Consider the following 25,433-nt stretch of genomic DNA (forward strand, 5'->3'; position numbering starts at 1 on the left):
CAGGACATGGGTTTGGCAGCATTTGCGGCGGAGGTAGCCGCTGGTTATCGCACCTCTTTCTTGAACTCTTCGGCCCAGTGGTCGGCAAGCCGGGTGGGTTCGGGTAGCTTGTAGCCTTTCAGGCAGGCCAGGGTGAGGCGCGTGGCCGTGGCTTGGTCGCAGCGGTGGCCGGGGCTCACGAACAGCGGCAATACTTTGTCCTTGCTGCGGATAACTTCGCCAATCAACTCGCCGGATTTTGCATCGATAAGCGGCGAGATGTTGCCGCGCTCCAGGCCGGGCTCTTGGAATGTGCCGGTCAGCTTCTGCTTGGCCACGCCGAAGGTGGGCATATCGAGCAGCACGCCGAGGTGCGCGGCAATGCCCATGCGGCGTGGGTGCGCAATGCCTTGCCCATCCACCATGATGACATCCGGCTTGTTTTGGAGCTTGGCAAAAGTGTGAATAACATTGGGCGCCTCGCGGAACGAGAGGAAGCCGGGCACGTAGGGCATGTCTACGGGGCCATGGTTATACACTTTTTCTACCAGCTCCAGCGAGGGAAATTTCAGCACCACGAACACCGACAGAATGGTGTCCGGGGTGGGGAACGACGAGTCGCAGCCCGCAATCAGACGCGGCTCCTGGGCCAGCGGCTCGGCGCGCACGCGCAGGCGCATTTCCTGCTGTTGCTGGGTGAGGCTTTGAACGAGGACGGGGTCGGGCGGCGGGCCAGGTGGGCGGTAGTAGGCCATTGAAGACGGAAAAATCAAAGTGGAGCGAAATAGCCCAACCGTAGCATCCTACGGCGACGACGGGCGTATTAAGAGCCATACGTTTCTTCGTCGGTCATGTCTGATTCTGTTTCCACGCACTCTGAGCAACCTGCTTCCTCCGGCTCCGGTCCGCTGCTGGAGCGCCGCTATTTTATCGATGTGGCCCGGCCTCGTCGCTCCCCAGCCCAACTCATGGCCGCGGTGCAAGCCGATGTGCCACACTTCTCGCCCGATGCCCTGGCCAATTTCAAAAAGAAAGACGGCGACGACAGCGAGCTGAGAGTTGGCGACGAGTTCAGCATCACCATTCTGGGGCCTTGGGATGGCTGCGTGCGCGTCACCGAGGTCAGCGCCACGACTTTCGAATTCATCACCCTCGAAGGCCACCCCGAAGCCGGCCGCATTCGCTTCGAGGCGCATTACCTGGACGAAAACCCCGATGTGCTGCGGTTTGAAATCCGCTCTTCGGCCCGCTCGCGCGACGGCCTGGTGGCTTTTGCCTACGATACCATCGGCGGTGGCAAGCTGCTGCAGGAGGCCACTTGGGTCGAGTTTTGCCGGCGCGTGGCGGCGGCCAGCGGTGGCCAGGCCTTGGCCGATGTTGTGGTCGAGACTTTCCGGCATGGCGGCACCGGCCACGTTGAACACACTCGCCATGAATAACCAGACCGCCTCTGTGCCTGCCTCAGCCAAGCCTCCCATGTGGGAGCAGTACCGTGCCCGCCTCGACGCCTACACCAACGCCAAGGTTAACTACGATTTCTCGCGCCAAAACGAGTACACCAGCGAAACCGGCTGGCGCCTCGACGACTACGAAGCTGACCTGCCCGCTGAAGCTCCCGGCCCGCCCGAAGCCGCCGGCTCTTTCGCCGCTGCCCAGGACGTGCTGCGCCGCTACGCCTTCCCACCGCCCGACCTCATCACCGGCATCTTCAACCCCGAAGGCCCGCTCGAAAAGCGCATCATGGTGCTGCGGGCGCAGTTTCTGTTCTTTAAATTCTACTTCGGCGTGCGTGTGAGTGAGGTGACCGACGAAGAAGCCCGCGATACGCCCCACGGCCCCGAGCGGGTGTGGGGCTACGGCTACCGCACCCTCGAAGGCCACTTCGAACGCGGTCAGATTGACTTCACCATCCACAAAAACCTGAAATCCGGCGCGGTGCAGTTTCGCATTCATGCCGTGTCGCAGCTCGGCCAGATTCGCAACCCTTTCTATTGGGTCGGTTTTCGGCTGTTTGGGCGCATGCTCCAGCGCAAGTTCGCCCGCGAGTCGTTGCGCCGCATGAAGGAAATGGTGAGCCAAGCGCTGGCCACGGGTACCCCGCCCGCAATGCCCGCGCGTGCCGCCTTGGTGAAGGAGCATTAGCTACGAGTGCGCCGCTTATCCTACGTGCCGGATTTCGCCTTCACCGTAATGGCGCACATCAAGCAGCCGGCCGGGACCGGCGTAGTGCACGAAGCCTGCGCCGAGGTGCTGAATGGTAATGGTTTGCTCGGCGCGCAGCTGGAGGTTGCCTTCCCCCAGGTTGCGAAGCTTGAGGTGCTGGGCCGTGAGCTCGCCGCAGTCCAGGTCGCCTTCCGATAGGTTGGTGATTTTGACCGCGCCCGCCGTGCCGGCTAGCTGCACCTGGCCCTGGCAGGCGCAGTGCAGGGTGAGCTGGTTGGCCTGCAGGCGGAGCTGGGTATTGCCAATGGACTGAATTTTGATTTCCAGTGGCTCGATGGCCAGCAGCGGCTCGGGGCAGATGACGTGGCCTTCGCTGGCAATGTCGAGGTGCTGAAGCTGGCGCACGTACACCGCTACGTGCAGCTGCGAGTAGGCGGGCCGCCGCAGCTTGTCCTCGGTGGTGACGTAGAGCGTGCGGCCGGCATTGGCGATGCTGACGTGCTCCAATAGGTTGTCGTCGGTTTCGATAACGACCTTTTCTTCTGTGCTTTGGCGCAGCTCTACGGTGCCGTGCACGCTCAGGTGCAGGCGGGTGAAAGAGCTGACGGGTTGCGTGCGCACCGCAAGGGTGCCGTTGCCTTGGACTTGCATGAGTTGGCGGAGTTGTTTGAATGAAAACATGAGGGACAATGAGGTCAGTCGGGGAGGGGGGTGCAGGCGTGGCCGTGGGCATGCAGCAGGGCTGCCACGGCCCGGGCATCGGGTGGGCCAGCGGGGCTTGCCACGCGCAGAATGCGGTCGCAGTCGTCCAGGTCGAAGGTGATGCGCCAGGTAGGAAAGCGGACCCGCAGGCAGCGCAGAAGGGAGGTAGCTATGCACGGGCAAGCCACGTCGGTGCGAAAAACTTCAACTTCGGGCATAAGCAAGCGGCGCGGCCGGTAGGAGGTCCGATGCCGGTGCAAACTTCCTCGCCCAGTCAAGCCAGCGCGTTACACTTGCCGGAGCCAGACGTACAGAATCAGGAAACCGTCGCTGAGAAGCAGCAAAAACTCCGGCTCATGTAAGTAGAAGTTCGTTTCTTGTAACTGCGCCAGCGGCTCATCACCAGACCTTTGTCTCATTACCTGGCTTTTCTGCTATGAATGAGTCTGCGCTAGCTGCCCGTGAACAAATCCAACTCCTCTTCGACCAACTGGCGGCCGTTTGGCAAGCAGGGGATGGCGAACAATTTGCCACCAATTTTACCGACGATGCTGATTATGTCGTGTTCGATGGTACCCATTTGACTGGCCGAGCGGCCATCGCGCAAGCCCACCAGGAGTTGTTCAGTGGTGTATTGCGCGGCTCCCGGTTGGTGCGCGGCGCCGTCACTGATTTCCGGCTGCTAGCCCCGACCGTGGCGCTGATGCACAGCACCGGCGCGGTGCAGATGCGCTGGCAGAAGCAGGCACCCGCTGGGCGAGAATCTATCCAGACGATGGTGGCGGTGCTGGAAGGCGGGTGCTGGCAGTTTGCCGCCTTCCAGAACACCCGCATTAAGCCGCCCGGCCTGCTTGCCAAGCTGTTACTGCGCCTGATGAAATAACTTGCTTCTCCTTTCCCCACGGCCATGCCCCTTGAAGTCCGCCACGGCAGTAGCCAGCTCCTTATTCACCGCAACGACTACGTGGCCAGCGACTTTCACGCCACGGAGCTGGTAGAGCACGTGCGCGAAATTGAGCTGCCGATTGGCAAAGGCTACCAGGCGCACTGGTATTTCGAGGGCATCCGGCTGGCTTATTCGCGCTGGCGCTACCGGGAGCCCTTCACCGCCGAGTGGCACACCGACCTCGACGTGGTGCACCTGCACTTCAACCTGCGCGGCCGCACCATTATCGAGAACCGCCGGGCCGGTACCGTGCTCCACCTGGCCAGCTACCAGCACAATCTCTCCTACGCCCACGGCTTCGAGGGCACCATCCGCAACGAGGAGCTGGAATCGGAAACTTTCATCCTGCAATTCACTAAGCCCGCGTTCTTGGAGCTGGCCCAGCATGCCAACGAGCCGCTGCGCCGCTTTTGTGCCGCCGTGCTTCAGGGCCAGCAGCTGGTGCTCAGCGAGCAGGGCCTGCACCTCAACCTGGCGCTGCACACTGCCATCCGCGAGGTGCTGGACTGCCGCTTTGCGGGCCCACTGAAAAAGCTGTTTCTCTACTCCAAGGCCCTGGAAATACTGGTGTTGCAGGCCGATGCCTTCGAGCAGGCGCAGGCCCCGCGCCGCTACGCCCGTACCGACTACGACCAGGAGCGCCTGCTCTTTGCCCGCGACTACCTCGTGCAGCACCTGGCCCTGCCGCCCAGCCTGCCTGAGTTGGCCCGCTTGGCGGGCCTCAACGAGTTTAAGCTGAAAAAAGGCTTCAAAGAGCTGTTCGGCCAAACTGTGTTCGGCTACCTCAGCGACTACCGTCTGGCCGACGCCCGGGCCCAGTTGCAGGACCGTCAGAAAACAGCCAGTGAATTAGCGTTTGAGCTGGGCTATTCATCAGTGCAGCACTTCAGCACGGCGTTTAAAAAGAAGTTCGGCGTAAGCCCCACGGAGCTGAAAGGCTAGCCATCGGGAGGGCGAAAGCCAACAGCCAGGCCACGCAATCAGGCAGGTTTTGCCCCGCTGGCCCAACCTTCGCCCGCTTATGGAGTTTAGTCCTCGGCCCCTGGGCTACATTCTATATCCTGTTTCCCTTAAATATGCTCCCAACGAAAGCTTATGCGGCTCCGGCCGTAAACGTTCCCTTAGCACCTTTCAACTTTGAGCGGCGCGACGTCGGCCCGCACGACGTACTCATTGACATTCAGTTTTGTGGCGTGTGCCACTCCGACCTGCACCAGGTCCGCGACGAATGGGGCGGCTCTATCTTCCCCATGGTGCCCGGCCACGAAATCGTGGGCCGCATCACGCAGGTGGGCGAGCACGTCAAGAACTTCAAAGTGGGCGACCTGGCCGGCGTGGGCTGCATGGTCGATTCCTGCCGCACCTGCCCCAACTGCCAGGAGGGCCTGGAGCAGTACTGCGAAACCACTGGCATGGTGGGCACCTACGGCGGCATCGAAAAGGAAACCGGCCGGCCTACCTACGGCGGCTACTCCAGCCAGATTGTGGTGGATGAAAAGTACACCCTCAAAGTATCCGACAAGCTGGACCTCGCCCGCGTAGCGCCGCTGCTGTGCGCCGGCATCACCACCTACTCGCCCCTGCGTCAGTGGAAAGTGGGGTCTGGCCACCGCGTAGCCGTGATGGGCCTCGGCGGTCTGGGCCACATGGCCGTGAAGCTGGCCGTCGCCATGGGCGCCGAAGTCACCGTCCTCAGCACCTCGCCCAACAAGGAAGCCGATGCCAAAGAGCTAGGTGCCCACAAGTTTGTGGTAACCAAAGACGAGGCCCAGCTGAAGTCCGTGCGCAACTACTTTGACTTCATCATCAACACCGTGTCGGCCCCGCTCGACCTGGCTGCCTACCTGAACCTGTTGCGCCGTGACGGCACCATGATTCTGCTAGGCGTGCCGCCGGAGGCGCCGCAGGTCCACGCCTTCAACCTGATTGGCAAGCGCCGCCGCATCGCCGGTTCGCTCATCGGAGGCATCGCCGAAACCCAGGAAATGCTGGACTTCTGCGCCGAGCACAATATCATGTCCGACATCGAAATCATTGACATGAAGGACATCAACGAGTCATACGAGCGCATGCTGAAAGGCGACGTGAAATACCGCTTCGTGATTGATTTGGCGACACTGAACAACTAGCGTTTTAACTTTAAATAATGAGGCAGTTTAGAAAGCTGTTTTTCGCAAGTTCACCTGTCATCCTGAGCGGAGCGAAGGACCTTAGCACGCAGGCACGAAGCATTCAGTAGTGCTAAGGCCCTTCGCTCCATTTAGGATGACATTTCCTAAACAGCTTCAATGATAGAGGTACGAAGTATCCCATCTTTATCATTGGTTCATTCAACGAAAAGAGGCTCCTGCAATCAGCGGGAGCCTCTTTTCGTTAAAGTCTCATTCTTTATTTACTGCTTGCTAAATACGTAAGAGTCTTGCTCCAGCCCGTCGTTCACCCGAATTTCTAGCGTTTTCACCTGCCCGTTTTCAACCGTGAAAGGCGCCGGGAAAATGCCGTAAGCTGCGTGGTTAAATGTGCTGCGGAAGGTGTCGCCGTCCATGTAATCCAGCGTGGTGGTGAGGGCGGGGTGGTGCGAGAAGTGCACGAGCAGTTGCTTGCCCTTCGGCTCCACTGTGATGATGCCGTAGACAGGATGCGTATAAGTGCCGGCGTATTCCTTGAGGCTGCGGGCGGGTTTATTTTTCTTGGCGACGCGGGCGGCGAGGTCAGCCACATTCTTGGTGGTTTCGGCGTTGCCGGGTTTGGCGAAGCCGTAGAGCTGGCGGCTGCGGTCCACGTATGGCACGCCGAGGTAGGCGTCGAGCAGCTGGTAGCGCAGGGCTTCAAAAAAGCTCTGGTTATCCTGGTTGGTGAGCACGGCGATGCCCAGGTTTTCCTCGGGCACAAAGCACACGTTGGTTACGAAGCCGTTGGCGCCACCGGTGTGCCAGTAAATCTGGCGGGCGTTGTAGTCAGCTGACAGCACGCCCAGGCCATAGGTGCGGAAGTGCGTGGGGAAGATGGGCGACTTCGTGCTGCTCACCAGCGTATTGCCTTCGCGGGTGCGACGCAGCGTGGCCCAGGGCAGAATGCGCTGGCCGTTGTATTTGCCGCTGTCGAGCTGGAAGCGCAGCCAGTGGGCCAGGTCGTTGGTGCAGGAAACCAGGCTGGCGGCGGGCCCGAAATTGTCCACCACATCAAACGGCACGGGCGCGAGTGGGCCGAAGGCGGTGGTGTAGGGCTGGGCAATGTTGGGTCGCTGGCTGGCACCAGTGGAGTTGGGGTAGGTATTGGTCATGCCCAGCGGCGTGAGCAGGCGCTGCTGCACGAAATCCTGCCAGGTAGTGCCGCCGGTGGCTGCAGGGATAATTTCGCCGGCTGCCAGGAAACCGTAGTTGCTGTAGCCGTAGGTTTGGCGAAAAACACCGCTGGGTTTTAGATAGCGCACTTTTTGCAGGATTTCGGCCCGGCTTAGGGTGGAATTCCAGAAGGTGAAATCGCCCTGGAAGGTCTTGGTGCCCATGCGGTGCCCCAGCACATCGCGGATGGTGACGAGGCGCGTGCTGGTGGAGTCGTAGAGCCGGAAATCGGGCAGGTACTGGCGCACCGGGTCGTCCAGTTTGAGCTTCTTTTCCTCCACCAATTGCGAGATGGCGGTGCCGGTGAAAAGCTTGGAATTAGAGGCAATGAGGAACAGCGTGTTGCCGTCGACCGGCTCGGGCTTACCCACAGCCTTCACGCCAAAGCCCTGCGAGGTCACCACCTGCCCGTCCTTTACCACCACCACGGCCAAGCCGGGGATATTCCAGAGCTTGAGGCCGCGCTGTACGTAGCTGGCCAGGCTGTCGCGCACGAAGGCGTTGCCGGTCGCGGCCGTTTGAGCGTGGGTTCGGAGCGAAAAGGACGCGGCCGAAGCCAGCGTAGCTAGGAAGAGCAGGGGGCGCATAGAGGTACTGTAAAGTCAAAAAAGAGCCGGTTAAAATGCTCAGGAGAACATTTCAACCGGCTCAAAGCTAAGCAGGCGGGCGGGCACGGGGCTTTGCCGGTTTTAGCTGGCGGGCTACTTGGTGAGCTCCGGCGGATTATTCAGGCCGTCGCGGCGCTGGCCGTTGACGGTGGCTTCACGGCGGGTAATTCGGTAGCCATCGCAGCGCTTCTCGCCGGGCTCCTGCGTCAGTTGAATGTCAGTGATGTCGTAGGAGCGGCTGGCCGCTGGCACCAGTAGGCGGTAGTTGCTGGTAGCCGTGCCGTAATCAGGTACGGCGAACTGTGGCGCATGGCCAAACGGATAATACAGAGACAGAAATGGCTTGGCGCTGCCCACTGGCGCAGGCGACCTAAGCTGGCGGAGGGTATCGATAGGCCGTTGAAAATCAGCGGTAGCGTAGTGCACCAGGTAGGCCGAACGCAGCTCAGCCCGCCGAAACCCCGCTCCCGTACTGGTCAACGTATCGGTGCTGAAGACCAGTATGAACGTGGGCGGCGGCGGCATGTTAAGCGGGCAGGAGAGTTCGCAGCCGGTGAGCAATAGCAGCGCGACAGCCGTTGCGCGGCCGGGTAGTAAAGCAAGATTCATTGGGCAGGAAATAGGAAAGGAAGAGTAGTGGATGGCTGGCTAAACGACCTGCATCAGGGGGGCGGAGGGCCAGGGGGTGGGCGTGAGCGTGACGAGCGGCCACAGGGCTTGCTGGCCGGTGTAATGCAGGAAAATGCGGGCCGTGGTAATGATGTCCTTCTCGCAGTAGCGCACGATACGGGCGAGGTCCTTCTCGACCCAATACGTGTGGCCGACGTGGGAGCCGTCGATGTCGTCTTTGGGAGAGGGGATGCCGAACACGCCGGCCAGCAGGGCCAGCGTGATGTGGCCTTTGTTGTCACCGAATTTCCAGAGCTCCATGGTGTCGAGCAGGTGGGGGAGGTCCCAGGGCTTGTGGCCAGCCACGTCGAGCATGGGCGGAATGTCCTGCCCACAGATGAGCATGCGCCGGCCCAGGTAGCCGTAGTCAAACTCGCGGCCGTTGTGGGCGCAGAGAAAATGGCCGTCAGGATGAGCGGTTTCGAGCTTGGCGTAGCGGCTGGGGCCGTAGGGTGCGTAGCGCTGCAGAAACTGGCCGAAGTCGCACAGGACCTTGCACTCGTCCGCACCAGCGAAGGACTTGGTACGAAATTCTAGGGTTTCGTCCTTGAGCTCGCGGAAGAAGCCTACCGAGATGCACACCACCTTGCCAAACTCGGCGTAGAGGCTGCTATTGCTGAATAGCTCTTCGTGGGTGCGGCCCTCGGCCAGCTCGCGGGCGTGGCGCTTCTCGCAGAATTTCTGCCAGAGCGGCTGGTGGGTAGCGGGCAGGTCGGCGTGGGTAGCGTAGCCGGGCACAGTTTCGATGTCGACGAAGAAAACGCGGGTGAGGTCGACGTGGCGAAGGATGTTCATAGCACAGAAAAAACGGGCTACCTCAAAGCTAAGCCAAAATAGCAGCAATTCCAGTGGGGAGGTACCGCACCGTATTTTCGTCGCTATGTTGTTCTCCTTCGGCCTGCATAGCTCCTTGCTGTTGCCTTTTGTGGTGCCGGGGGCCGTGGCCACGCTCTGGCTGCTGAGCCGAGCCTGGCGGCGCGGTAATGCCTCCGATGCCCTGCTGGCGCTGCTGCTGCTGGTGCCCACCCTCAGCGTGAGCCAGTGGATGCTGGGCTACGCCGGGTGGTTCGATAGCCACGACGGCCACTCCACCGTCATGTTTTACCTGCCCTGGCGGGCCAATATGCTGCTCGGCGGGGCTTATTATCTATATTTTCGCAGCCTTACGAACCAGGATTTTCGCTGGCGCCCAGCCCTGAAGCACCTGCTGCCGGGCCTGCTGGAATGGGGCGCCTTTGCGGCCGTGGCGGCCTACGACCTAGGCTGGTACCGGGGCGTGCTGGGCTGGCCGCTGCCTGATTTTTATGGCACCAAAGGCCCCGCCGCCACGGCATTCGACGAGTTGGCCCTGCCTGCCGCCCTGCTCAGCTCGGCGCTGCTGCTGGGCTACGGCCTGCGCCTGCTGGCCGACTACCGCCGCTACGCCCGCTACCTCAACGACAACTTCTCGGACCCCGAGCGGCTGCGTTTTGCGGGCCTGCGGCAGCTGCTGGCCTTGCAAGCCCTGGTGCTGGTGCTGAGTTTGGTATTCACGGTGCTCAACCAGATGTATGACCTCAGCTACGACACGGCCTGGTATTTCTTTGCCCTGCGCGGGGTCCTGATTTACGGGCTGATTGTGGTGGGCATTCAGGCCAACTACGCGGCGGCCACCAGCTCGCTCCGCTTCGGGGCCACGCCGTCTGCGATAAAAACTGCGGAGTTGGAACCGCTCGCAACGCCTATTGAATTGCCGATAGCCGCCGAATCGGTTGCAACTGCCGCGCCGGCCGAACCGCCGGTTTCCACCGCTGCGCCGGCCCCGGCTGAAGCCGCGCCGGAGCTGGCCCCGGAACTGCAGCCCTGGCGCGACAAGCTGCTGCGCCTGATGGCCGATGAGCAGCCCTGGCTGGAGCCCGAGCTCACCCTTACCGAGCTGGCCCACCGCCTGCGCACCAACCCGGCCCTGCTCTCCAAAGTCATCAACGCGGGCTGCGGGCAAAACTTCAACGACTTTGTGAACACCTACCGGGTGGCCGAGGCCCGGCGCAAGCTGGCGGACCCGCGCTTTGCGCACTACTCCCTAGTAGGTGTGGCGCTGGAGAGCGGATTTAATTCCAAGTCCACGTTTAACCGGGTGTTCAAGAAGCTGCTGGGGCAGGCCCCCAGCGAAGTGGGAAGGGGGTAGGAGCTGAAGCCGGAAAAGCCTGTCATACTGTGACAAGCGCAGCACGACGGACTTTCCATTTTATCTGCTCTGCTATTCCCAGGCCTTACTCCACCACGAGGCGGGCGGCGCGGTTACCGGCGCGTACCAGGTACACGCCGGCGGGCGGGCCGGCCACGGACAGGGTGGCAGCGGCCGGACGCACAAGCTGACCCAGGCTGTTGTAGACTGAAAGGAGTGCCTCGGCGGGGAGGCCGAGGGCTCGCACCGGGCCACCGGCAACGGGGTTGGGCACCAGCACCAGCTGGCTCGTGGTGGCCCCGCTGGGCACGAAGCGCACGGGCGAATACGTTACGCGGCCGTCGGCGTCGGTTTGAGCGAGGCGGTAGTAGGTGGCGGCGGCCGTGGCATCGGCAAACGAGTAGGTGTGCGCGCTAGCCAACGAGCCGGCCCCGGCCACGAAGCCCAGGTGGCGGAAACTGGCCCCGTCGGCGGAGGCTTCGATGCCGAAGCTGGCGTTGTCACGCTCCGAGGCGGTGGCCCAGGTGAGGCGCACGGCGGCCGGGCCGGTGCGGGCGGCCGTAAAGGCGGCCAGCTCCACGGGCAGGGGCTGGAAGCTGCGCAGCGGGCTCACCCGGTCGAAGCGCTGGGCGCTGGTGGTGCTGCCGTCGCCGAGCTGGCCGTTGGTGTTCTGGCCGGTGCTGGCAAAAGCGTAGCCCGAGGAGTTACGGGCCAGCGAGAAGTCGGCCATAGGTCCGGAAGCCAGCGTGGTCCAGGTGGTAGCGCCCGTGGCCTCCTGCGTGGGCGTGAGCATGCTGCTGGTGGTGGCGTTGCCCAGCTGGCCGTACTGGTTCTAGCCCCAGGCGTAGAGGCTGCCGTCGGCTTTCAGGGCCAGGCTGTGGGAAAGGCCTGCTGGTGCAGTAGGTCACCCAAGGCCTCCGCAACTCGGGTCAGGAAGCTGCCTTTAACATGCGTGTAAAAGCCCCCACGGCCTAGCCGTGGGAGCTTTTGCGTTTGGGAAGGTAGGGCACCACCGGTCCGGCCAAGGTCTCAAATGCCATTTGGGACGTCCCAACTTACAATATGGAGCGCAGCAAGTGGGGGCCGGCCAGACCTTTGAACCCGAAAGCTGCCCGCCCCACCATGCGGTACGCAACAAATAAATAATCCAGCCCCGTGTAACGTTAAGGCCCCCGCGCAGATACTCTCCGTGTTTACATCCGGCTATAATGCCACTACCAAGTATTTAAATGCCGCCCACAGGCAACCCTGCCCCCGGCCTTGTCATCTGTTAGGGGCTGTCCCTCCTTCCTTTTTTCTGTTGCGCTTATGAAACTATCTACACACTACCTGCTGGGTGGCCTGTTGGGCCTGTTGCTGACCGGGGCTATCTGCCCAGCCCACGCCCAGACGCCGGCTCCCGCCACACCGGCCGCACCAGCCACCGGCTCCCTAACCGGCACCGTGCTCGATTCGCTCAAGAAAGAGCCTGTGCCCTACGCCACCGTGGTGCTGCTGCCCGCCACCGGCGAGGCTCCCATCACCGGGGTAGCGGCCGATGATGCCGGCAAGTTTGCGCTAAACAAGCTGGCTCCCGGTAGCTTCCGACTGCGTGTGAGCTACGTGGGCTACGGCACTCAGACGCGCCCCGTCACGGTAACTGCCGGCGCTACAGCGCTGCCCACATTCTACCTGCCCGTAGCCGGCACCGCGCTGGGCGAGGCCGTCATTGTAGGTACGAAGCCGGTGGTGGAGGTGCGCCCCGACCGCATCGTGTACAATGCCGACCAGGACGCGACTAATGCCGGCGGCAACGCGGCCGACGTGCTGCGCAAGGCCCCACTGCTGGCCGTGGACGGCGACGGCAACGTAAAAATGCGGGGCTCCAGCAACTTCAAAGTACTGGTGAATAATAAACCCTCGCCCACGCTGGCCAGCAACCTGGCCGAAGCCCTCAAAGGCATCCCCGCCGAGCAGATTAAGTCAGTCGAAATCATCACCACGCCGCCGGCCAAGTACGACGGCGAAGGCACGGCCGGCATCATCAACATCGTGCTGAAGAAGGGAGTGGAGCAGGGCCTGAACGGCCGTGTAAGCGCCTCGGGTGGCAACCGCAACTCGAACGTCAACGCTGCACTCAACTTCAAGACCAAGAAGCTGGGCTTCACCTCGTCGGGGGGCCTGGGTGGCTGGTACGGGCCGAACGAGTCGACCCGCGTCCGCTACGGCAAGGTTGATAATTCGACCCTGACCCAGAACGGCACGGGCGACTATGGCGGCTTGTGGAATTACGGCAGCATCGGTCTCGACTACGACGTGAGCGAGCACCAGAGCCTGTCGTTGGCGGCGTCGCTGAACACCTACCGCGGACACGACTACAATAACCTGCTGAACGACTACGTGACCGACAATCAGGTCAATAATCAACTCTTCACCCGCACCACCAACAGCCTGTTTAGCGGCTTCAACGGCGAGCTGACGGGCACCTACACCAGGACCTTCGCACTGCCCCGTAAGGAGTGGAGCGTGGTGGGCCAGTACGCTGAGAACAGCGGCACCTTCGGCTACGATTTCGACCAGTTCGCCAACTCCCGCGTCAACCTCGAAACCGACCGGGCCAGCTACCGCGAGCGCAGCCGGGGCCGCACACCAGGCACCGAAGTCACCTTCCAGACCGACCTGACCCAGCCCTTTGGTGAGAAGCAAACCCTCGAAACCGGCCTGAAAGCCATCTGGCGCCACACCGGCTCGGTGGCCGACGTAGACGGCAAGCAGCAGGCCGATGCGGACTTTGTGCGCCTGGCCGGCCGCTCCACCGACTTCGACTACGACCAGAATGTGCAGGCCGCCTACGCCACCTACACCGCCAAGGCTACTAAAAAGCTCAGCATCAGCCTGGGCGGCCGCCTGGAGCGCACCTCGCTTTCGGCCGATTTCCGCACCACGGGCTCGGAGATTCCGGCCCGCAGCTACCTCACACTGCTTCCCAATGGCAATGCTCAGTATGCCTTCAGCGACAACAACAGCGTGCGCCTAGCCTACAGCAAGCGCATCACCCGACCCTACATCGACTACCTGAACCCGTTCATCGACCGCTCCGACGCGCAGAATATTTCCTTTGGCAACCCCAACCTCGACCCGGAACTGACGGACTCTTATGAGCTGAGCTACAACACCAACGGCAAAGCCGGCTCGCTCAACATCTCGGGTTCGGTGCGGCGCACGGGCAACGCCATTGAGTCCATTCGCCTGCGGCCCGAGGAGGCGGGAATTACGGATGCATTGCCCGGCAGCACGGTCCGGACCTACGCCAACGTGGCTTCGAATTCCTTTTACCAGCTCAATTTCTATGGGTCGGCTAAGCCCGCCAAGGGCTGGGACATCAGCGGCGGGCCAGATGTGCAGTACATCGTGCGCCGCAGCCCGGCGCTGGGCGTCGAGCGACGTGGCTTCACGGCTGGCCTGAACCTCAATACGTCTTATAAGTTGCCCAAGAAATTCACGCTGCAGGGATTTCTCTATAGCTCGCTGCCTTCGCCCGAACTGCAAGGCCGCGGCTCGGCCAACCTGTATTACCAGTTAGGCGTCAAGAAAACCTTCCTCAACGACAAGGCCGACCTGGTGCTGAACCTGGCCACGCCCTTCAACAACTACTGGCGCTACCGCAGCACTACGGATACGCCCTCCTTCAGCGAAACCAGCAACAACTACGCCTACCAGCGCGGCTTCCGCCTCAGCTTCAGCTACCGTTTCGGCAATGCGCAGCAGGGCAAGCAGCGCAAATCCATCTCGAACGACGACGTGAAAGGCGGCGGCAGCAAGCAGGGCGGACAGTAGGCCGTGAGCAGGCGGGACATCAACCCCGCCACTTTACCGCAAGTGCCGCAGCACTTCCTGGCGGTAGGTGCTGCCTACGGGTACTTCGCGGGCTCCCACCAGCAGCACGTTGCCGCTGAGGCGCTCCACGCTGGCCAGGTTCACGAGGTAGGATTTGTGAGTGCGCAGAAACTGCCCGGCGGGCAGCTGGCTTTCCATCTGCTTCATGGTTTCGGCCGTGAGCAACACGCGGCCCGAGGCGAGGTGGCACTTCACGAAATTGCCGTAACCCTCCACAAACAGCAGCTCACCGAAGCGGACCCGCTCGGTGCCAGCATCGGTTTTCAGGAAAATTGAATCGGTAGCAGGTTCCTGAACAGGCGCAGCCGGGGCAGCGGCTGTCGGCGCTGCCGTGGGCACGGTGGCTTGCAGCCGGTTGATGGTTTTGATGAAGCGCTCGAAACGAATGGGTTTCAGTAGGTAGTCGACCACACCCAGGTCGAAGGCATCGAGGGCGTGCGCCGCGTGTGCGGTGCAAAGCACCACGGCCGGCGGCTGGGGCAGCGCCCGCAGCAGTTCCAGCCCCGTGAGCTCGGGCATATCCACATCCAGAAACAGTACGTCGACGGGCGTGGTGCGCAAAAACGTGAGGGCCTCCACGGCTCCGTAGCAGCTACCGGCCCAGGTAGCCAGGCCCGGCAGGCGGTCGAGGTAGGCGCGCAGCACCGTATGGGCCAGCGGCTCGTCGTCAACCAGCAGGCAGCGCAGGGGGGCAGGAGTTGGCATAGGGGTAGGGGAGGATGTAGCGCAGACTTTGCTATCGGCGCGGCGTAGCCAAAGTTCGCACTACAGCACAAGCTGCAAATTGGCGGTATAAAAGGTTTCGCTGGCCTCAATGGCTAGCCGGTGGCGGGTGCCGGGGTAGAACTGCGCCAGCCGCGCCCGCAAGGTAGGCAGCCCCAACCCCGAGGGCGCGGGCCGGAAATGCGGCGGAATGCTGTTGCCGGTGTGTAGCGTGAGGCCCGTATCCGTCTGGGTAAGGTGAATGCGGATGGTGTTTTCGCCGCCGGGCCCAATGGCGTGCTTAAAGCAGTTTTCGACCAGCGGCAGCAGCAGGAGCGGGGCCAGCGGCTGGTCGGGGTGGGGCAGGTCGGCGGTGAATTCGACGGTGGTGTTGTCGCGCAGGCGCAGCTTTTCGAGCCCGATGTAGTTGGCTAGGTATTCGGCCTCGGTGCCCACGGTCACGGTGCTTTGGCGCGAGCTGTCGAGCTGGTAGCGCATCAGGCCGGCCAACTGGAGCAGGGCCTCAGGCATCTGGTCGGGTGCGGCCAGGCTCAGACCATACAGGTTGTTGAGAGTATTGAAGAGGAAGTGCTGGTTCACCTGCGCTTTGAGGAGGCTGAGCTCGGTTTCGAGCTGCAGGGCCCGCAGCTGCTGCATCTGGAAGTGGCTCACAATGCCGCGGCGCACGTAGCGTGCAACGGTGGACAAGCTCACCGCGAGCAAGATGTTGCCCACTGCGTGCCCGTACAAATAGGCTGTGGAACTGGTCTGGCCATGCGGGTCAATTACCTTGATTTGGACCACTTCGTCGAAGAGGTTGAGCAACGCCCCGCCTGCCAGCAGCGTGGCCACCGTAGCCAGCGCATAGAGCGCGTAGCGTCGACGCTCCATGAGGTGGGTGAGGAGCCAGAAGTGGGTATAAATGGTGAGCGCCGCCACCATTAGGAGTACCGCCGACGAACGCAACCCTTCCTCGGCGTGCGCAGGGTCGCGCCAGATTATCAGGCTGATGTTGGCGACTACCAGCAGCCACGCTATTCCGTGCCGAATAACCCGCCGCCCCAATAAAGTTGAAAGAGTCATGCCGCAAAGCTACTGGTCCCGCCCAGGCGCTGTCAAAGCAAGATGACGAACACCGAATAAGCGTGACGAATGCCGGTTTTTGCGGACGAACGGGACTCATCCGGCAGGAGCGGGTGGTGGTCACGGCCGGCCGGCAGTTGGTCATTTTGCCCGGTGCTTGGTGGCGGGGACCTTTCATCTTTGAGCCATCAAGTCACCCAATCAGCCCACCGTATGCCACTGCCCCGCCTGCTTACCGCCTTTTTCTGCTCTTTCTTTAGCGCCGGGCTGCTGCCCGCTGTGGTGGCCGCCCAGGCCACGGCCCTCACCGGGCAGGTACTCGACCAGGCCACCCAGACTCCGGTGGCTTACGCCAGCATTGGCGTGCTGCACCGGCCGGCCGGTACCGTGGCCGATGCCCAGGGCCGTTTCACCTTTGATGTGCCCGCCGCCTACGACCAGGATTCGTTGCGGCTGGCCCTGCTGGGCTACGCGCCGCTCACGGTACAGGTGGCCGATTTCCGCCGGCAGCTAACCCAAGCGGGCGGCCGGGTGCTGCTGCGGGCCGCGCCCACGCCGCTGGCCGAAGTGCTGGTGCGGCCCGGTACTGCCACGCGGCGCGTCATCGGCAATTCGACCGTGTCCAATACCATTTCGGGTGGCTTTAAAATGAACCGGCTGGGCAGCCAGCTGGCCCAGGGCCTGCACCTGCGGCGGCCCGCTACGCTGGAGGAGGTGTCGTTCCACGTAGCCGAATGCACCTACGACAGCCTGTTCTACCGCGTCAATGTCTATCAGGTCGTAAACGACGTGCCCACGGCCAGCCTGCTGCCCGAGCCCGTTTACGTGCGGGTGCGCAAAGGCGAAACCAAAACACGCTTCGTGGCCGACCTGCGCCGTTTCCACCTCACCGTGCAGGGCGACATAGCCGTGGGCCTCGAAATGGTAAAGGGGCTGGGCCCCGGCGAGCTGCGCCTCAGCATGAGCTTGCTGAAAGGCCCCATCTACATTGCCAACCAAAGCGCCGCCGATTGGGAAAAGATGCGCGGCTTCGGCCTAGGCATCGACGCCACGGTGGCCGAATACCGCTAAAGAGCACCCGGCAGGCAACTCCGGCCGCATTTTCAGCATCCGTCAAAGCAATAGGCTGTAACACTGGCTATCTTCCCCCGATTCAATCAATCCTAACTCATACGTCATCACCTTTTTTCTGCATCAATGGCCCTTTCCATCACCAATCTCTCCAAGACCTACCCCAACGGGACGCAGGCCCTCAAAAACGTCAGCCTCGAAATCCCGAACGGCATGTTCGGCCTGCTGGGCCCCAACGGCGCCGGCAAGTCCAGCCTGATGCGCACCATTGCCACCCTGCAGGATGCCGACACCGGTTCCATCAGCCTCGATGGCATCGATGTGCTGCGCGATAAAGAGGCCGTGCGCCGCGTACTGGGCTACTTGCCTCAAGAGTTCGGTGTGTACCCCAGCGTGAGCGCCGAGGATTTGCTCGACCATTTCGCCACCCTCAAAGGCATCGCCAATGGCAAGGAGCGCAAAGAAATGGTGGCCGCCCTGCTGCACCAGACCAACCTCTACGACGTGCGCAAAAAGTACGTGGGCGGCTACTCCGGCGGCATGAAGCAGCGCTTCGGCATTGCCCAGGCCCTGCTCGGCAACCCGCGCCTCATCATCGTGGACGAGCCCACCGCCGGCCTCGACCCCGCCGAGCGCAACCGCTTCCACAACCTGCTGAGTGAGATTGGCGAAAACCTGGTGGTCATCCTCAGCACCCACATTGTGAGCGACGTGGCCGACCTCTGCCGCCACATGGCCATCATCAACAAGGGCGAAGTGCTGCTCACCGGCGACCCGCTCACGGTGATGAACAACCTGAAAGGGAAAATCTGGCGCAAGCTGATTGAGAAAACCGAACTGCCCGCACTGCAAGCCAGCCAGCAAGTCATCAGCTCGCGCCTGTTCGCGGGCAAAACCGTGGTGCACGTGCTGGCCGACTCAGCGCCGGACAGTGGGTTTGAAATCGTGAATCCGGACTTGGAGGACGTGTATTTCTCGGAAATCAGAAACTACGAAGTGCGGAGTAAGGGTGGGGCGGTAATGGCCTAGCAGCCCCCACCGCCAGCTCCTGAAACAGTCATGCAGCACGCAGCGAAGCAGCTTGCGTGCAGCAGTAACTAAAACGGCTGAACGATTGAATTGCTGCCACAAGCGAGACACTTCGTTTCGTGCTGCATGACAGCTTTTACTCACCTCCCAACTGTCATTCCGATGTTCCTTCCCATACTTCTTTTTGAACTCAAATACCGCCTGCGGCGGCCCGCTACCTGGATTTATTTCCTGCTGCTATTCCTCATGGCCTTTTTGCTGGTGACGGCGGCCGGTGGGGGCTTCGGCACGGGTGTGAATGTTTCGCTGGGCGGCGACGGGCAGACGGTGAAAATCAACGCCCCGTTTTCGGTCAACATCATCACTACGCTCTTGAGCGTGTTTGGCGTCATCATCGCCTCCTCGCTGATGGGCAACCCCGTGTACCGCGACTTTGAATACCGCACGCATTCGCTGTTTTACACCACGCCCATTAGCAAGTTCGGCTATCTGGCTGGGCGGTTTTTCGGCTCTTACCTGGTTGCCGTGCTGGTATTTAGCGGCATTGGCATAGGGGCGGCCGTGGCTGGCGTAATGCCCTGGGTAGAGGCCGACCGGTTTCTGGCCAGCGCCCCGGCCGGTACCTACGTGTGGCCTTACGTGGTGATGGTGCTGCCCAACCTGCTGTTTGCGGGCGCCATCTTCTTCACCGGAGCCACGCTTTCGCGCAACATCCTGAGCACCTACATCGGCTCAGTGCTGCTGCTGGTGGTGTATTTGATATCTACTGCCTATCTCAGCGACCTCAAGAACGAGCATCTGGTAGCGGCCCTCGACGCCTTTGGCCTCTCCGCCCTTGATTTCACGATGCGCTACTGGACGCCAGCCGAGAAAAACCACCTGCTGCTGCCGCTCTCCAGCTACGTGCTCCTAAACCGCGCCGTTTGGCTGGCCTTCGGACTGGCGCTGCTGGGTCTGTGCTACGCCCGCTTCCGGTTCTCGGTTTTCGCCTCTGAAAAGCCGGACAAGAAGTCGCGCCGTGCTGCCCTGGCCGTCGAAGCCGACGCCGACGCAGCAGTGGCCCAACCGGGTGGCCTGCGCCTGCCGCGCGTATCGCAGGTGTTCTCGGGTGGCATGAGCCTGCGCCAGTGGTGGAGCCTGACCAAGCTGGAATTCCGGGGCATTGTGCGCAGCCGCTACTTCGTGGCCATTGCGGGCGCGGGCGTTATCCTGCTGCTGGCTACGTCGTCGCAGGTCGGTAAGACGTTTGATACGTCCACGTTCCCGGTTACCTACGAGGTGCTGGAATCCATTACCGGCTCCTTTTTTCTGTTCTTCCTGGCCATCATCATCTTCTACGGCGGCGAGCTGGTGTGGCGCGAGCGCGAAGCCGGTGTGGCCCAGATTGCCGATGCCGTGCCGGTCCCCAGCTGGGTGCCCTTCCTGAGCAAGCTGGCCGCGCTGGGCCTGGTGCAAGTGGTGCTGCTGGCCGTGGTGATGGTGTGTGGCCTACTCATCCAGACTTTCAAAGGCTATTTCCACTACGAAATCGGCCTCTACCTGCAGGCACTGTTCCTGTACGAGTTGCCCATGCTGCTGCTGCTCTGCGTGCTGAGCATGGTGACGCAGGTGGTGCTCAATAATAAGTACCTGGGCTTTGCCGTGATGGTGGTGTACTACGTGGCCAACATTTTTCGGAGCCAGATTGGGCTGGGGCACCGGCTGCTGGGCTATGGTGGTTCGCCTTCGCCTGGGCGTTATTCTGATATGAATGGCTATGCCCACTTCCTGCCGGCCTTTTGGTGGACCAAGCTGCTGTGGTCTGGGGTAGCGCTGCTGCTGGTGCTGCTGGCCACTTTGCTCTGGGTGCGCGGCACCGATACCACCGCCCGCCTGGCCGAAGCCCGTCGCCGCTGGAGCACCGGCAGCAGCGCCGCCCTCGTGCTAGGGCTGCTCGTGAGCCTGGGCGCAGGCTACTACATCTTCTACAACACCAACGTGTTGAATAAATACCTGACGCCCAAAGAAGGCGAAAAGCGCCAGGTAGCCTACGAGAAACAGTACCGCCGCCTCAAGGACGTGGCCCAGCCCCGCATCACAGCAGTGGATATGAACACGGAAATTTTCCCCAGCACCCGCGCCGTGCGTTTCCGCGGGCAGTTCACGCTGGTGAATAAGCACGCCCGCGCCCTCGATACGGTCATCGTCAGCATTCCCGTGGAGCAGCATCCCCGCGTGCTGGCGCTGAACCTGGGCAAGGCTGGCCAAGCCACGTTGGCCCTGAGCGATACCACCTACGGCGTGCGTCTCTACCGCCTGGCTCAACCGCTGGCCCCCGGCGACTCGCTGGCCCTGAGCATGGACATCTTCTACCAGGAGCGCGGCTTCCCCAACTCGGGCTCAAATACCGACATTGTGTACAACGGTACCTTCATCAACAGCGGCTACCTGCCCAGCCTGGGCTACCGCGAAGACGCCGAGTTGAGCGGCGACCAGGACCGCAAAAACTACGGCCTGAAGCCCAAGCCCCGCATGGCCAACGTGAACAACCTCAAGGCCCGCCAAAATACCTACATCAGCCAGGATGCCGACTGGATTCGCTTCCGCACCACCGTCAGCACCGAGGCCGACCAGACGGCCATTGCTCCCGGTTACCTGCAAAAGGAATGGGTGAAGGGCGGCCGCCGCTACTTCACCTACGTGATGGACCGGCCCATGCTCAACTTCTACACCTTCCTTTCGGCCCGCTACAAAGAGCATAAAGCCCAGTGGGTCGATTCGGCTGGCCACCGCACTATTCCCATCACCATCTACTACCAGCCTGGCCACGAGTACAACCTCCAGCGCATGACCGAGGGTGCCCAGGATGCCCTAGCTTACTGCTCCCGCAACTTCTCGCCCTACCAGCACCGCCAGTTGCGCATCCTAGAGTTTCCGCGCTACCAATCCTTCGCTCAGAGCTTTGCCAACACGGTGCCCTTCTCCGAGGCCATCGGCTTCATTGCCAACGTGAACGATAAAGACCCTGAAGACCTGAACTATCCCTACTACGTGACGGCCCACGAGGTGGCGCACCAGTGGTGGGCCCACCAGGTTATCGGCGGCAACGTGCAGGGCAGCACGCTCATGGCCGAAGCCATGGCCGAATACTCCGCCCTGATGGTGCTGCGCCACCACAACGGTCCCACCGCCATGAAACGCTTCCTCAAATTTGATATGAACCGCTACCTGCAAGGGCGCGCCTTCGAGCAGAAGAAAGAAGTGCCGCTGGCGCTGGTCGAAAACCAGCAGTACATCCACTATGCCAAGGGCTCGGTGGTGATGTATGGTCTGCAGGATGCCATGGGCGAGGCCACTCTCAACGCGGCCCTAAAGCAGTATGTGGCCGCCGTGGCCTACCAGCAGCCGCCTTATACCAACTCCCCGGAGTTCATCGGCTACCTGCGCCGCGCTGCCCCCGACTCGCTGCAGTCCTACATCACCGACCAGTTCGAGCGCATCACCCTGTATGACAACCGCGTGACCGCCGCCACAAGCAAGAAACTGCCCGACGGCCGATATCAGGTTGATTTCACGGTGAAGTCGGCCAAGTTCTACGCTGATAGTCTGGGCAATCAAAAGCCAACCGACCAAACGCATGATGCCCTGCCCGTGGCCATTTTCCCTGAAATTGGCCCGGACAAGAAGCCCGTGCCGCCGCTGTTATTCCAGAAGCGCCACCTGCGCACTGGGAATAACACGCTACGTTTCGTGGTGGCTAAAAAGCCCGCCTCTGTGGCCGTGGACCCCTACAACATGATAATCGACCGCCAACTCGACGACAACACCAAAGACTTGTAAAATGCCCGGATAAATCGCACTGAAAAAGCCCCGACCAAGTTGGCCGGGGCTTTTTGCTTAGATATGGACAAGGCTGAATGGCTTTTGTGAAGCTGCTTCCACTTGCGCCTGGATTGCTTCCGGGTAGTCTCAACACCATGCGTGAGCGGCTGCTGGCACGTCACCAGCATGATGTGCGGGGATTGCTCAGGCGCACTATGGGTTCGTCGGCCGCGGCGTTGAGGGTGATGGCCTCAGAGTACGAAAAAACCCTGACCTCAAAGGCCAGGGTTTCTTCAGTGAAAGAAAGAGCAGAGGTTAAGGTGAGTTGTTTACAGAGCTGGTAAAGCGGATGGATAGGAGAGTGTTTTGCTGAAGAGCTAATTGACTGCCGGCATCTTGCTGCGCAGTAAATACACCGAGCCCAGGGCCTGTACCGAAGCCAGCCGCACGGTTTCATCCTGCAGGCCACCAAAGCCGCAGGTCAGCTCCACCGTTTTGGTGTCGGCAGGCACGCGCAACTCAAATTCGCCTTCGGCATTGGTTACCACCACGGTTTTGGTGCCGCGCAGCCACACGGTAGCGCCGGGCAACGCGCCTTCTTTGCCCTGCACCACGCCATGAAGCACTTTGGTAGCAACGGACTTAATGCCATCTTCCGGGTCAGCGCTTTCGGTTGCTTCCGGCCTGGGTGCTACGTTGGTATAGGCATATTGGGCGTGGCTCGGCAACGCGTCGAAGAGAAGGACGAAAGCGGCTAGAGCAGTGGCGAAGCGAGGGGTCATTGTAATTGTTTGCACTGAAGCAATTTTCATTTGGATGATACAAACTTACTGCTGCAATTCAGCATTTTGCAAGTATTATTCAAAATAAATTCACGTTTTTTCTATGATAAAGGCAATAATGCAATTTCGGTTTTAAATCCAAATTCCACGAAAAAGCCCTCGTATGTTTCATACGAGGGCTTTTTCGTGGGGCAAAAGCAAAACGACCGGAATAAGCTACCGGAACCGATGCAACTAATGAGTTGGGCTATCTGCTATGCCATATTGCGCAGCCGCTCCTCTTGTTGAAAGACAGCGTAGGAATACGCATAGCAAAACGCAGCCGTTAACATAATCAACGTTATTATAATCAGCTGTATATGTGCAGGCGGAACGATGAGTCCTAATCCGGCAATTACCAGCCCCGAAATGCAGAAAACGATTCCGCCTACCCGGTGCGTGCGTCCCCACACCACGGGGTTTTCCAGCGTCCAAGGCGTGCGGATGCCCACAAAGTAATTGGGCTGCACCGTGGTAAGGTAGTTGCCCAAATAAGCAAAAAACAGTCCCACTAGCACCGTCAGTCCCCGGCCTCCACTACTAGCCGGATGCACGGCGACATACAAGCTATAGCAGGGCAACCCGCTCAGCATGAGCACCACTGCCAGGCGCAGTTTCTGGAAGTTAACGCTGTTGCCATCGAGGCGACGTTTAGGGTCGAGGCGAGGCAGAATGCCAAAGAACAGGGCCATGGCCAGTGGCACGCCCAGCGTGAGCAGCCACATGTTGGCGCGGGCGGTGTAGCCGTTGGCCTGCCCATCAGCGGCAAAGTGGGTGGGGACCTGCGCGGGCAGTTGGGGCCACAAGTAGGCTAAATACAGCGAAGGGGCCAGCACGACCACCAGCGTGAGCAAGTGCCAAGGCAACAGGTTCTTTTTCATGGGATGGAATGGGGAAAAGCGAAAAGGAAACTTAGGATTTGAACTGGTATAGCCAGCCCAATAGCTCATCAAAGACGGTCATATTCAGTGTGTAGACCACGAATTGGCCTTGCTTTTGGCTCGTAACAAGGTCGGCTTGGCGCAGCAGGTCGAGGTGGTGGCTGATGGTGGGCGCTGAAAACTGAAATTGCTCGGCAATGGCGCCGGCTGTGGCGGGCCCATTGCGTAGCCGCTCCAGAATAGCGCGCCGGGTGGGGTCGTTCAGAGCTTTGAAAAGCGCATTCATTCTGGCGGTTCAATGTTTAGGCAAATGTCTAAATAAAACTGGAATAAAAAAGCGCGGCCCCTAGGAAAGGGACCGCGCTGATAAAATATATTCTAATAAGGATAGTGCGATAGTTAAGCCGGCTGTTGGGCCTGGGCTTCGGCTATGGGTTCGGCGTGGCGGCCCCAGGCAGCGCTGCAGCGGCTGCGCATCTGCTGACGAAATTTCTCGCGGGCTTCGGGCGTAAGGTGCTCCATGCGGCCGGCCATGCGCTGCTGCCATTCCTTGCGCTTGCGCGCCCAGGCAGCCGAGCGGCCTCCGCCGGGCTTGAAGCCGAACAGAATGCGGCTTAGAACCAGGAGGCCATAAGTTTGGGGCAGGCTGATGGCCGGCAGGTGGAACAGGTCCGGCATCAGCCAGTTCCAAAGCGCCTGTGTGACGAAGCCAATAGCGACGACAAACAGCGCGGCAAAAAGAAAGAAACGGAGGCTGCGGAGCAGCCAGAATTTACGGTCCATGAGTGGGATAGTTATCAGTTGCTTGTTGTCAGTTGTTCGTCATAAATGCTGTAGAGTTTTCTCTCTAACAACAGACAACGAGCAACTGGCAACTAAAGCTAATCGGTGAATAATTCGGTGTACAATTTCTGCAGCCGTTTGCGGAGATGCAATACGGCATAGTGCTTGCGCGAAATCAGCGTTTTGAGTGGTACGCCGGTTTCTTCCTCCATCTCGCGGAAGGTCTTGTCCTCCAACTCGTGCCAGATGAAGACCTCGCGCTGGGCTACTGGCAGCTCGGCCAATGCTTCTGAAAGCGCTTCCATGAGGGTTTCGCGCAACAGGCGGTTTTCGGGCGAGTCGTCGGGGGCTGGCAGCAGGTCGGCCAGGAGCAGGCCTTCGCCGTCGTCGGAAGCTTCGGCGGCACCGAAAGCTTCTTCCAGGCTCACCGGGCGCTTGCGGCGGTAGAGGTCGGTGATGCGGTTGCGGGCCACCCGGAAGAGCCAGGCCGCCGCCTGTTCTACGGGCTTGAGCAGCCGGTAGCTTTCCACGAGCTCAGCAAAGACGTCCTGCAGGAGGTCTTCGGCTTCGGCTTCATCGGGAATGCGGCGCCGGATGAACTGCAGCAGCCGGGGCCGCTGCTGACGGACAGCTTCGGCAATCTGGCGGTCTTGCTGCGAAGCCGTCATCGGCAGGATAGGAGTAGGGAGCGAAAGTGCCATGGGATTCATTCTGCACCAACAGACGCAAAGCTTGCAGCAATATTTTACGGCTTGCGAACCAACTGCAAATTCAGCATAAATTAAATGGCACGAGTACCCCGAATTTT

Annotated in this window: 24 protein-coding genes and 1 pseudogene; 10 read left to right on the top strand and 15 right to left on the bottom strand. The window is 60.9% G+C overall.

Going from position 1 to position 25,433, the window contains the following annotated elements:
- Nucleotides 1-44 precede the first annotated feature (44 nt).
- Nucleotides 45-734, bottom strand: coding sequence for a deoxyribonuclease V (nfi, locus tag J4E00_RS22515; protein WP_208177536.1), 690 nt, complete (start codon nt 732-734; stop codon nt 45-47).
- Nucleotides 735-830: 96 nt separating this feature from the next.
- Here nfi and J4E00_RS22520 point away from each other — a divergent pair, with 96 nt between their 5' ends.
- Together J4E00_RS22520 and J4E00_RS22525 are read left to right on the top strand one after the other, a co-directional pair.
- A complete protein-coding gene (locus J4E00_RS22520) occupies nt 831-1,418 on the top strand; it encodes a DUF1990 family protein (RefSeq protein ID WP_208177537.1) in 588 nt (195 codons plus the stop codon).
- Complete coding sequence (locus J4E00_RS22525) at nt 1,411-2,121, top strand: DUF1990 domain-containing protein (protein ID WP_208177538.1); 711 nt, start codon at nt 1,411-1,413, stop codon at nt 2,119-2,121. Before J4E00_RS22520 ends, J4E00_RS22525 begins: the two co-directional genes overlap by 8 nt.
- Before the next feature lie 15 nt (nt 2,122-2,136).
- On the opposite strand, the gene J4E00_RS22530 is transcribed toward J4E00_RS22525, so the two are convergent.
- Together J4E00_RS22530 and J4E00_RS22535 are read right to left on the bottom strand one after the other, a co-directional pair.
- Nucleotides 2,137-2,823 carry a head GIN domain-containing protein gene (locus J4E00_RS22530; protein WP_208177539.1) on the bottom strand — a complete coding sequence of 229 codons (687 nt, stop codon included), beginning with the start codon at nt 2,821-2,823 and terminating at the stop codon, nt 2,137-2,139.
- 14 nt (nt 2,824-2,837) lie between these two features.
- Nucleotides 2,838-3,062: a hypothetical protein gene (locus J4E00_RS22535; RefSeq protein WP_208177540.1), complete on the bottom strand. Its 225-nt coding sequence runs from the start codon at nt 3,060-3,062 to the stop codon at nt 2,838-2,840.
- A 218-nt stretch (nt 3,063-3,280) separates the two neighbouring features.
- Between J4E00_RS22535 and J4E00_RS22540 the strand changes: the two genes are divergently transcribed.
- The 3 genes from J4E00_RS22540 to J4E00_RS22550 all read left to right on the top strand — a co-directional run bounded on the left by J4E00_RS22540 (nt 3,281) and on the right by J4E00_RS22550 (nt 5,919).
- Nucleotides 3,281-3,727: an SgcJ/EcaC family oxidoreductase gene (locus J4E00_RS22540; RefSeq protein ID WP_208177541.1), complete on the top strand. Its 447-nt coding sequence runs from the start codon at nt 3,281-3,283 to the stop codon at nt 3,725-3,727.
- Nucleotides 3,728-3,751: 24 nt separating this feature from the next.
- Nucleotides 3,752-4,732 (top strand): helix-turn-helix transcriptional regulator, encoded by a 981-nt coding sequence (locus J4E00_RS22545; protein ID WP_208177542.1) that lies wholly within the window; start codon nt 3,752-3,754, stop codon nt 4,730-4,732.
- Nucleotides 4,733-4,866: 134 nt separating this feature from the next.
- The gene (locus tag J4E00_RS22550) at nt 4,867-5,919 is read left to right on the top strand and encodes an NAD(P)-dependent alcohol dehydrogenase (protein ID WP_208177543.1); all 1,053 of its coding nucleotides are present in this window, start codon (nt 4,867-4,869) and stop codon (nt 5,917-5,919) included.
- Nucleotides 5,920-6,182: 263 nt separating this feature from the next.
- Here the strand turns inward: J4E00_RS22550 and J4E00_RS22555 are convergent, their stop codons facing one another.
- The 3 genes from J4E00_RS22555 to J4E00_RS22565 all read right to left on the bottom strand — a co-directional run bounded on the left by J4E00_RS22555 (nt 6,183) and on the right by J4E00_RS22565 (nt 9,206).
- Entirely contained in the window at nt 6,183-7,721 is a 1,539-nt protein-coding gene (locus tag J4E00_RS22555; protein WP_208177544.1) for a serine hydrolase, read from the bottom strand.
- Between the two features lie 114 nt (nt 7,722-7,835).
- Nucleotides 7,836-8,351 (bottom strand): hypothetical protein, encoded by a 516-nt coding sequence (locus tag J4E00_RS22560; RefSeq protein WP_208177545.1) that lies wholly within the window; start codon nt 8,349-8,351, stop codon nt 7,836-7,838.
- Nucleotides 8,352-8,390: 39 nt separating this feature from the next.
- Nucleotides 8,391-9,206, bottom strand: a complete 816-nt coding sequence (locus J4E00_RS22565) for a ribonuclease H-like domain-containing protein (protein WP_208177546.1) — start codon at nt 9,204-9,206, stop codon at nt 8,391-8,393.
- A gap of 85 nt (nt 9,207-9,291) precedes the next feature.
- Between J4E00_RS22565 and J4E00_RS22570 the strand changes: the two genes are divergently transcribed.
- A complete protein-coding gene (locus tag J4E00_RS22570) occupies nt 9,292-10,578 on the top strand; it encodes a helix-turn-helix domain-containing protein (RefSeq protein WP_208177547.1) in 1,287 nt (428 codons plus the stop codon).
- 85 nt (nt 10,579-10,663) lie between these two features.
- Here J4E00_RS22570 and J4E00_RS22575 read toward each other — a convergent pair whose 3' ends face one another.
- Both J4E00_RS22575 and J4E00_RS30320 read right to left on the bottom strand, forming a co-directional pair.
- The gene (locus J4E00_RS22575; RefSeq protein WP_208177548.1) at nt 10,664-11,371 is read right to left on the bottom strand and encodes a T9SS type A sorting domain-containing protein; all 708 of its coding nucleotides are present in this window, start codon (nt 11,369-11,371) and stop codon (nt 10,664-10,666) included.
- A 39-nt stretch (nt 11,372-11,410) separates the two neighbouring features.
- Nucleotides 11,411-11,470: pseudogene (locus J4E00_RS30320) on the bottom strand (RCC1-like domain-containing protein); the annotation flags it as partial.
- 416 nt (nt 11,471-11,886) lie between these two features.
- On the opposite strand from J4E00_RS30320, the gene J4E00_RS22585 reads away from it, so the two are divergent.
- The gene (locus J4E00_RS22585) at nt 11,887-14,394 is read left to right on the top strand and encodes a TonB-dependent receptor domain-containing protein (RefSeq protein WP_208177549.1); all 2,508 of its coding nucleotides are present in this window, start codon (nt 11,887-11,889) and stop codon (nt 14,392-14,394) included.
- Nucleotides 14,395-14,427: 33 nt separating this feature from the next.
- Here the strand turns inward: J4E00_RS22585 and J4E00_RS22590 are convergent, their stop codons facing one another.
- Both J4E00_RS22590 and J4E00_RS22595 read right to left on the bottom strand, forming a co-directional pair.
- Entirely contained in the window at nt 14,428-15,159 is a 732-nt protein-coding gene (locus J4E00_RS22590; protein ID WP_208177550.1) for a LytR/AlgR family response regulator transcription factor, read from the bottom strand.
- A gap of 60 nt (nt 15,160-15,219) precedes the next feature.
- Entirely contained in the window at nt 15,220-16,239 is a 1,020-nt protein-coding gene (locus tag J4E00_RS22595) for a sensor histidine kinase (protein WP_208177551.1), read from the bottom strand.
- A gap of 213 nt (nt 16,240-16,452) precedes the next feature.
- On the opposite strand from J4E00_RS22595, the gene J4E00_RS22600 reads away from it, so the two are divergent.
- The 3 genes from J4E00_RS22600 (at nt 16,453) to J4E00_RS22610 (ending at nt 22,158) form a co-directional block, all read left to right on the top strand.
- A complete protein-coding gene (locus tag J4E00_RS22600; RefSeq protein ID WP_208177552.1) occupies nt 16,453-17,310 on the top strand; it encodes a carboxypeptidase-like regulatory domain-containing protein in 858 nt (285 codons plus the stop codon).
- A gap of 126 nt (nt 17,311-17,436) precedes the next feature.
- Nucleotides 17,437-18,339 (top strand): ABC transporter ATP-binding protein, encoded by a 903-nt coding sequence (locus J4E00_RS22605; protein ID WP_208177553.1) that lies wholly within the window; start codon nt 17,437-17,439, stop codon nt 18,337-18,339.
- 162 nt (nt 18,340-18,501) lie between these two features.
- Nucleotides 18,502-22,158, top strand: coding sequence for an ABC transporter permease/M1 family aminopeptidase (locus J4E00_RS22610; RefSeq protein ID WP_208177554.1), 3,657 nt, complete (start codon nt 18,502-18,504; stop codon nt 22,156-22,158).
- Nucleotides 22,159-22,517: 359 nt separating this feature from the next.
- Here J4E00_RS22610 and J4E00_RS22615 read toward each other — a convergent pair whose 3' ends face one another.
- From J4E00_RS22615 to J4E00_RS22635, 5 genes are all read right to left on the bottom strand, one after another.
- Nucleotides 22,518-22,922: a carboxypeptidase-like regulatory domain-containing protein gene (locus tag J4E00_RS22615; RefSeq protein ID WP_208177555.1), complete on the bottom strand. Its 405-nt coding sequence runs from the start codon at nt 22,920-22,922 to the stop codon at nt 22,518-22,520.
- A gap of 254 nt (nt 22,923-23,176) precedes the next feature.
- The gene (locus tag J4E00_RS22620) at nt 23,177-23,842 is read right to left on the bottom strand and encodes an SdpI family protein (RefSeq protein WP_208177556.1); all 666 of its coding nucleotides are present in this window, start codon (nt 23,840-23,842) and stop codon (nt 23,177-23,179) included.
- A gap of 31 nt (nt 23,843-23,873) precedes the next feature.
- Nucleotides 23,874-24,128 carry an autorepressor SdpR family transcription factor gene (locus J4E00_RS22625; RefSeq protein ID WP_201984004.1) on the bottom strand — a complete coding sequence of 85 codons (255 nt, stop codon included), beginning with the start codon at nt 24,126-24,128 and terminating at the stop codon, nt 23,874-23,876.
- 113 nt (nt 24,129-24,241) lie between these two features.
- On the bottom strand, nt 24,242-24,625 hold the full coding sequence (locus J4E00_RS22630) for a hypothetical protein (RefSeq protein ID WP_208177557.1): 384 nt from the start codon (nt 24,623-24,625) through the stop codon (nt 24,242-24,244).
- 98 nt (nt 24,626-24,723) lie between these two features.
- Nucleotides 24,724-25,326, bottom strand: a complete 603-nt coding sequence (locus J4E00_RS22635) for an RNA polymerase sigma factor (protein WP_236050048.1) — start codon at nt 25,324-25,326, stop codon at nt 24,724-24,726.
- Nucleotides 25,327-25,433: the final 107 nt, after the last annotated feature.

Source organism: Hymenobacter negativus (assembly GCF_017571495.1).
Taxonomy (GTDB): domain Bacteria; phylum Bacteroidota; class Bacteroidia; order Cytophagales; family Hymenobacteraceae; genus Hymenobacter; species Hymenobacter negativus.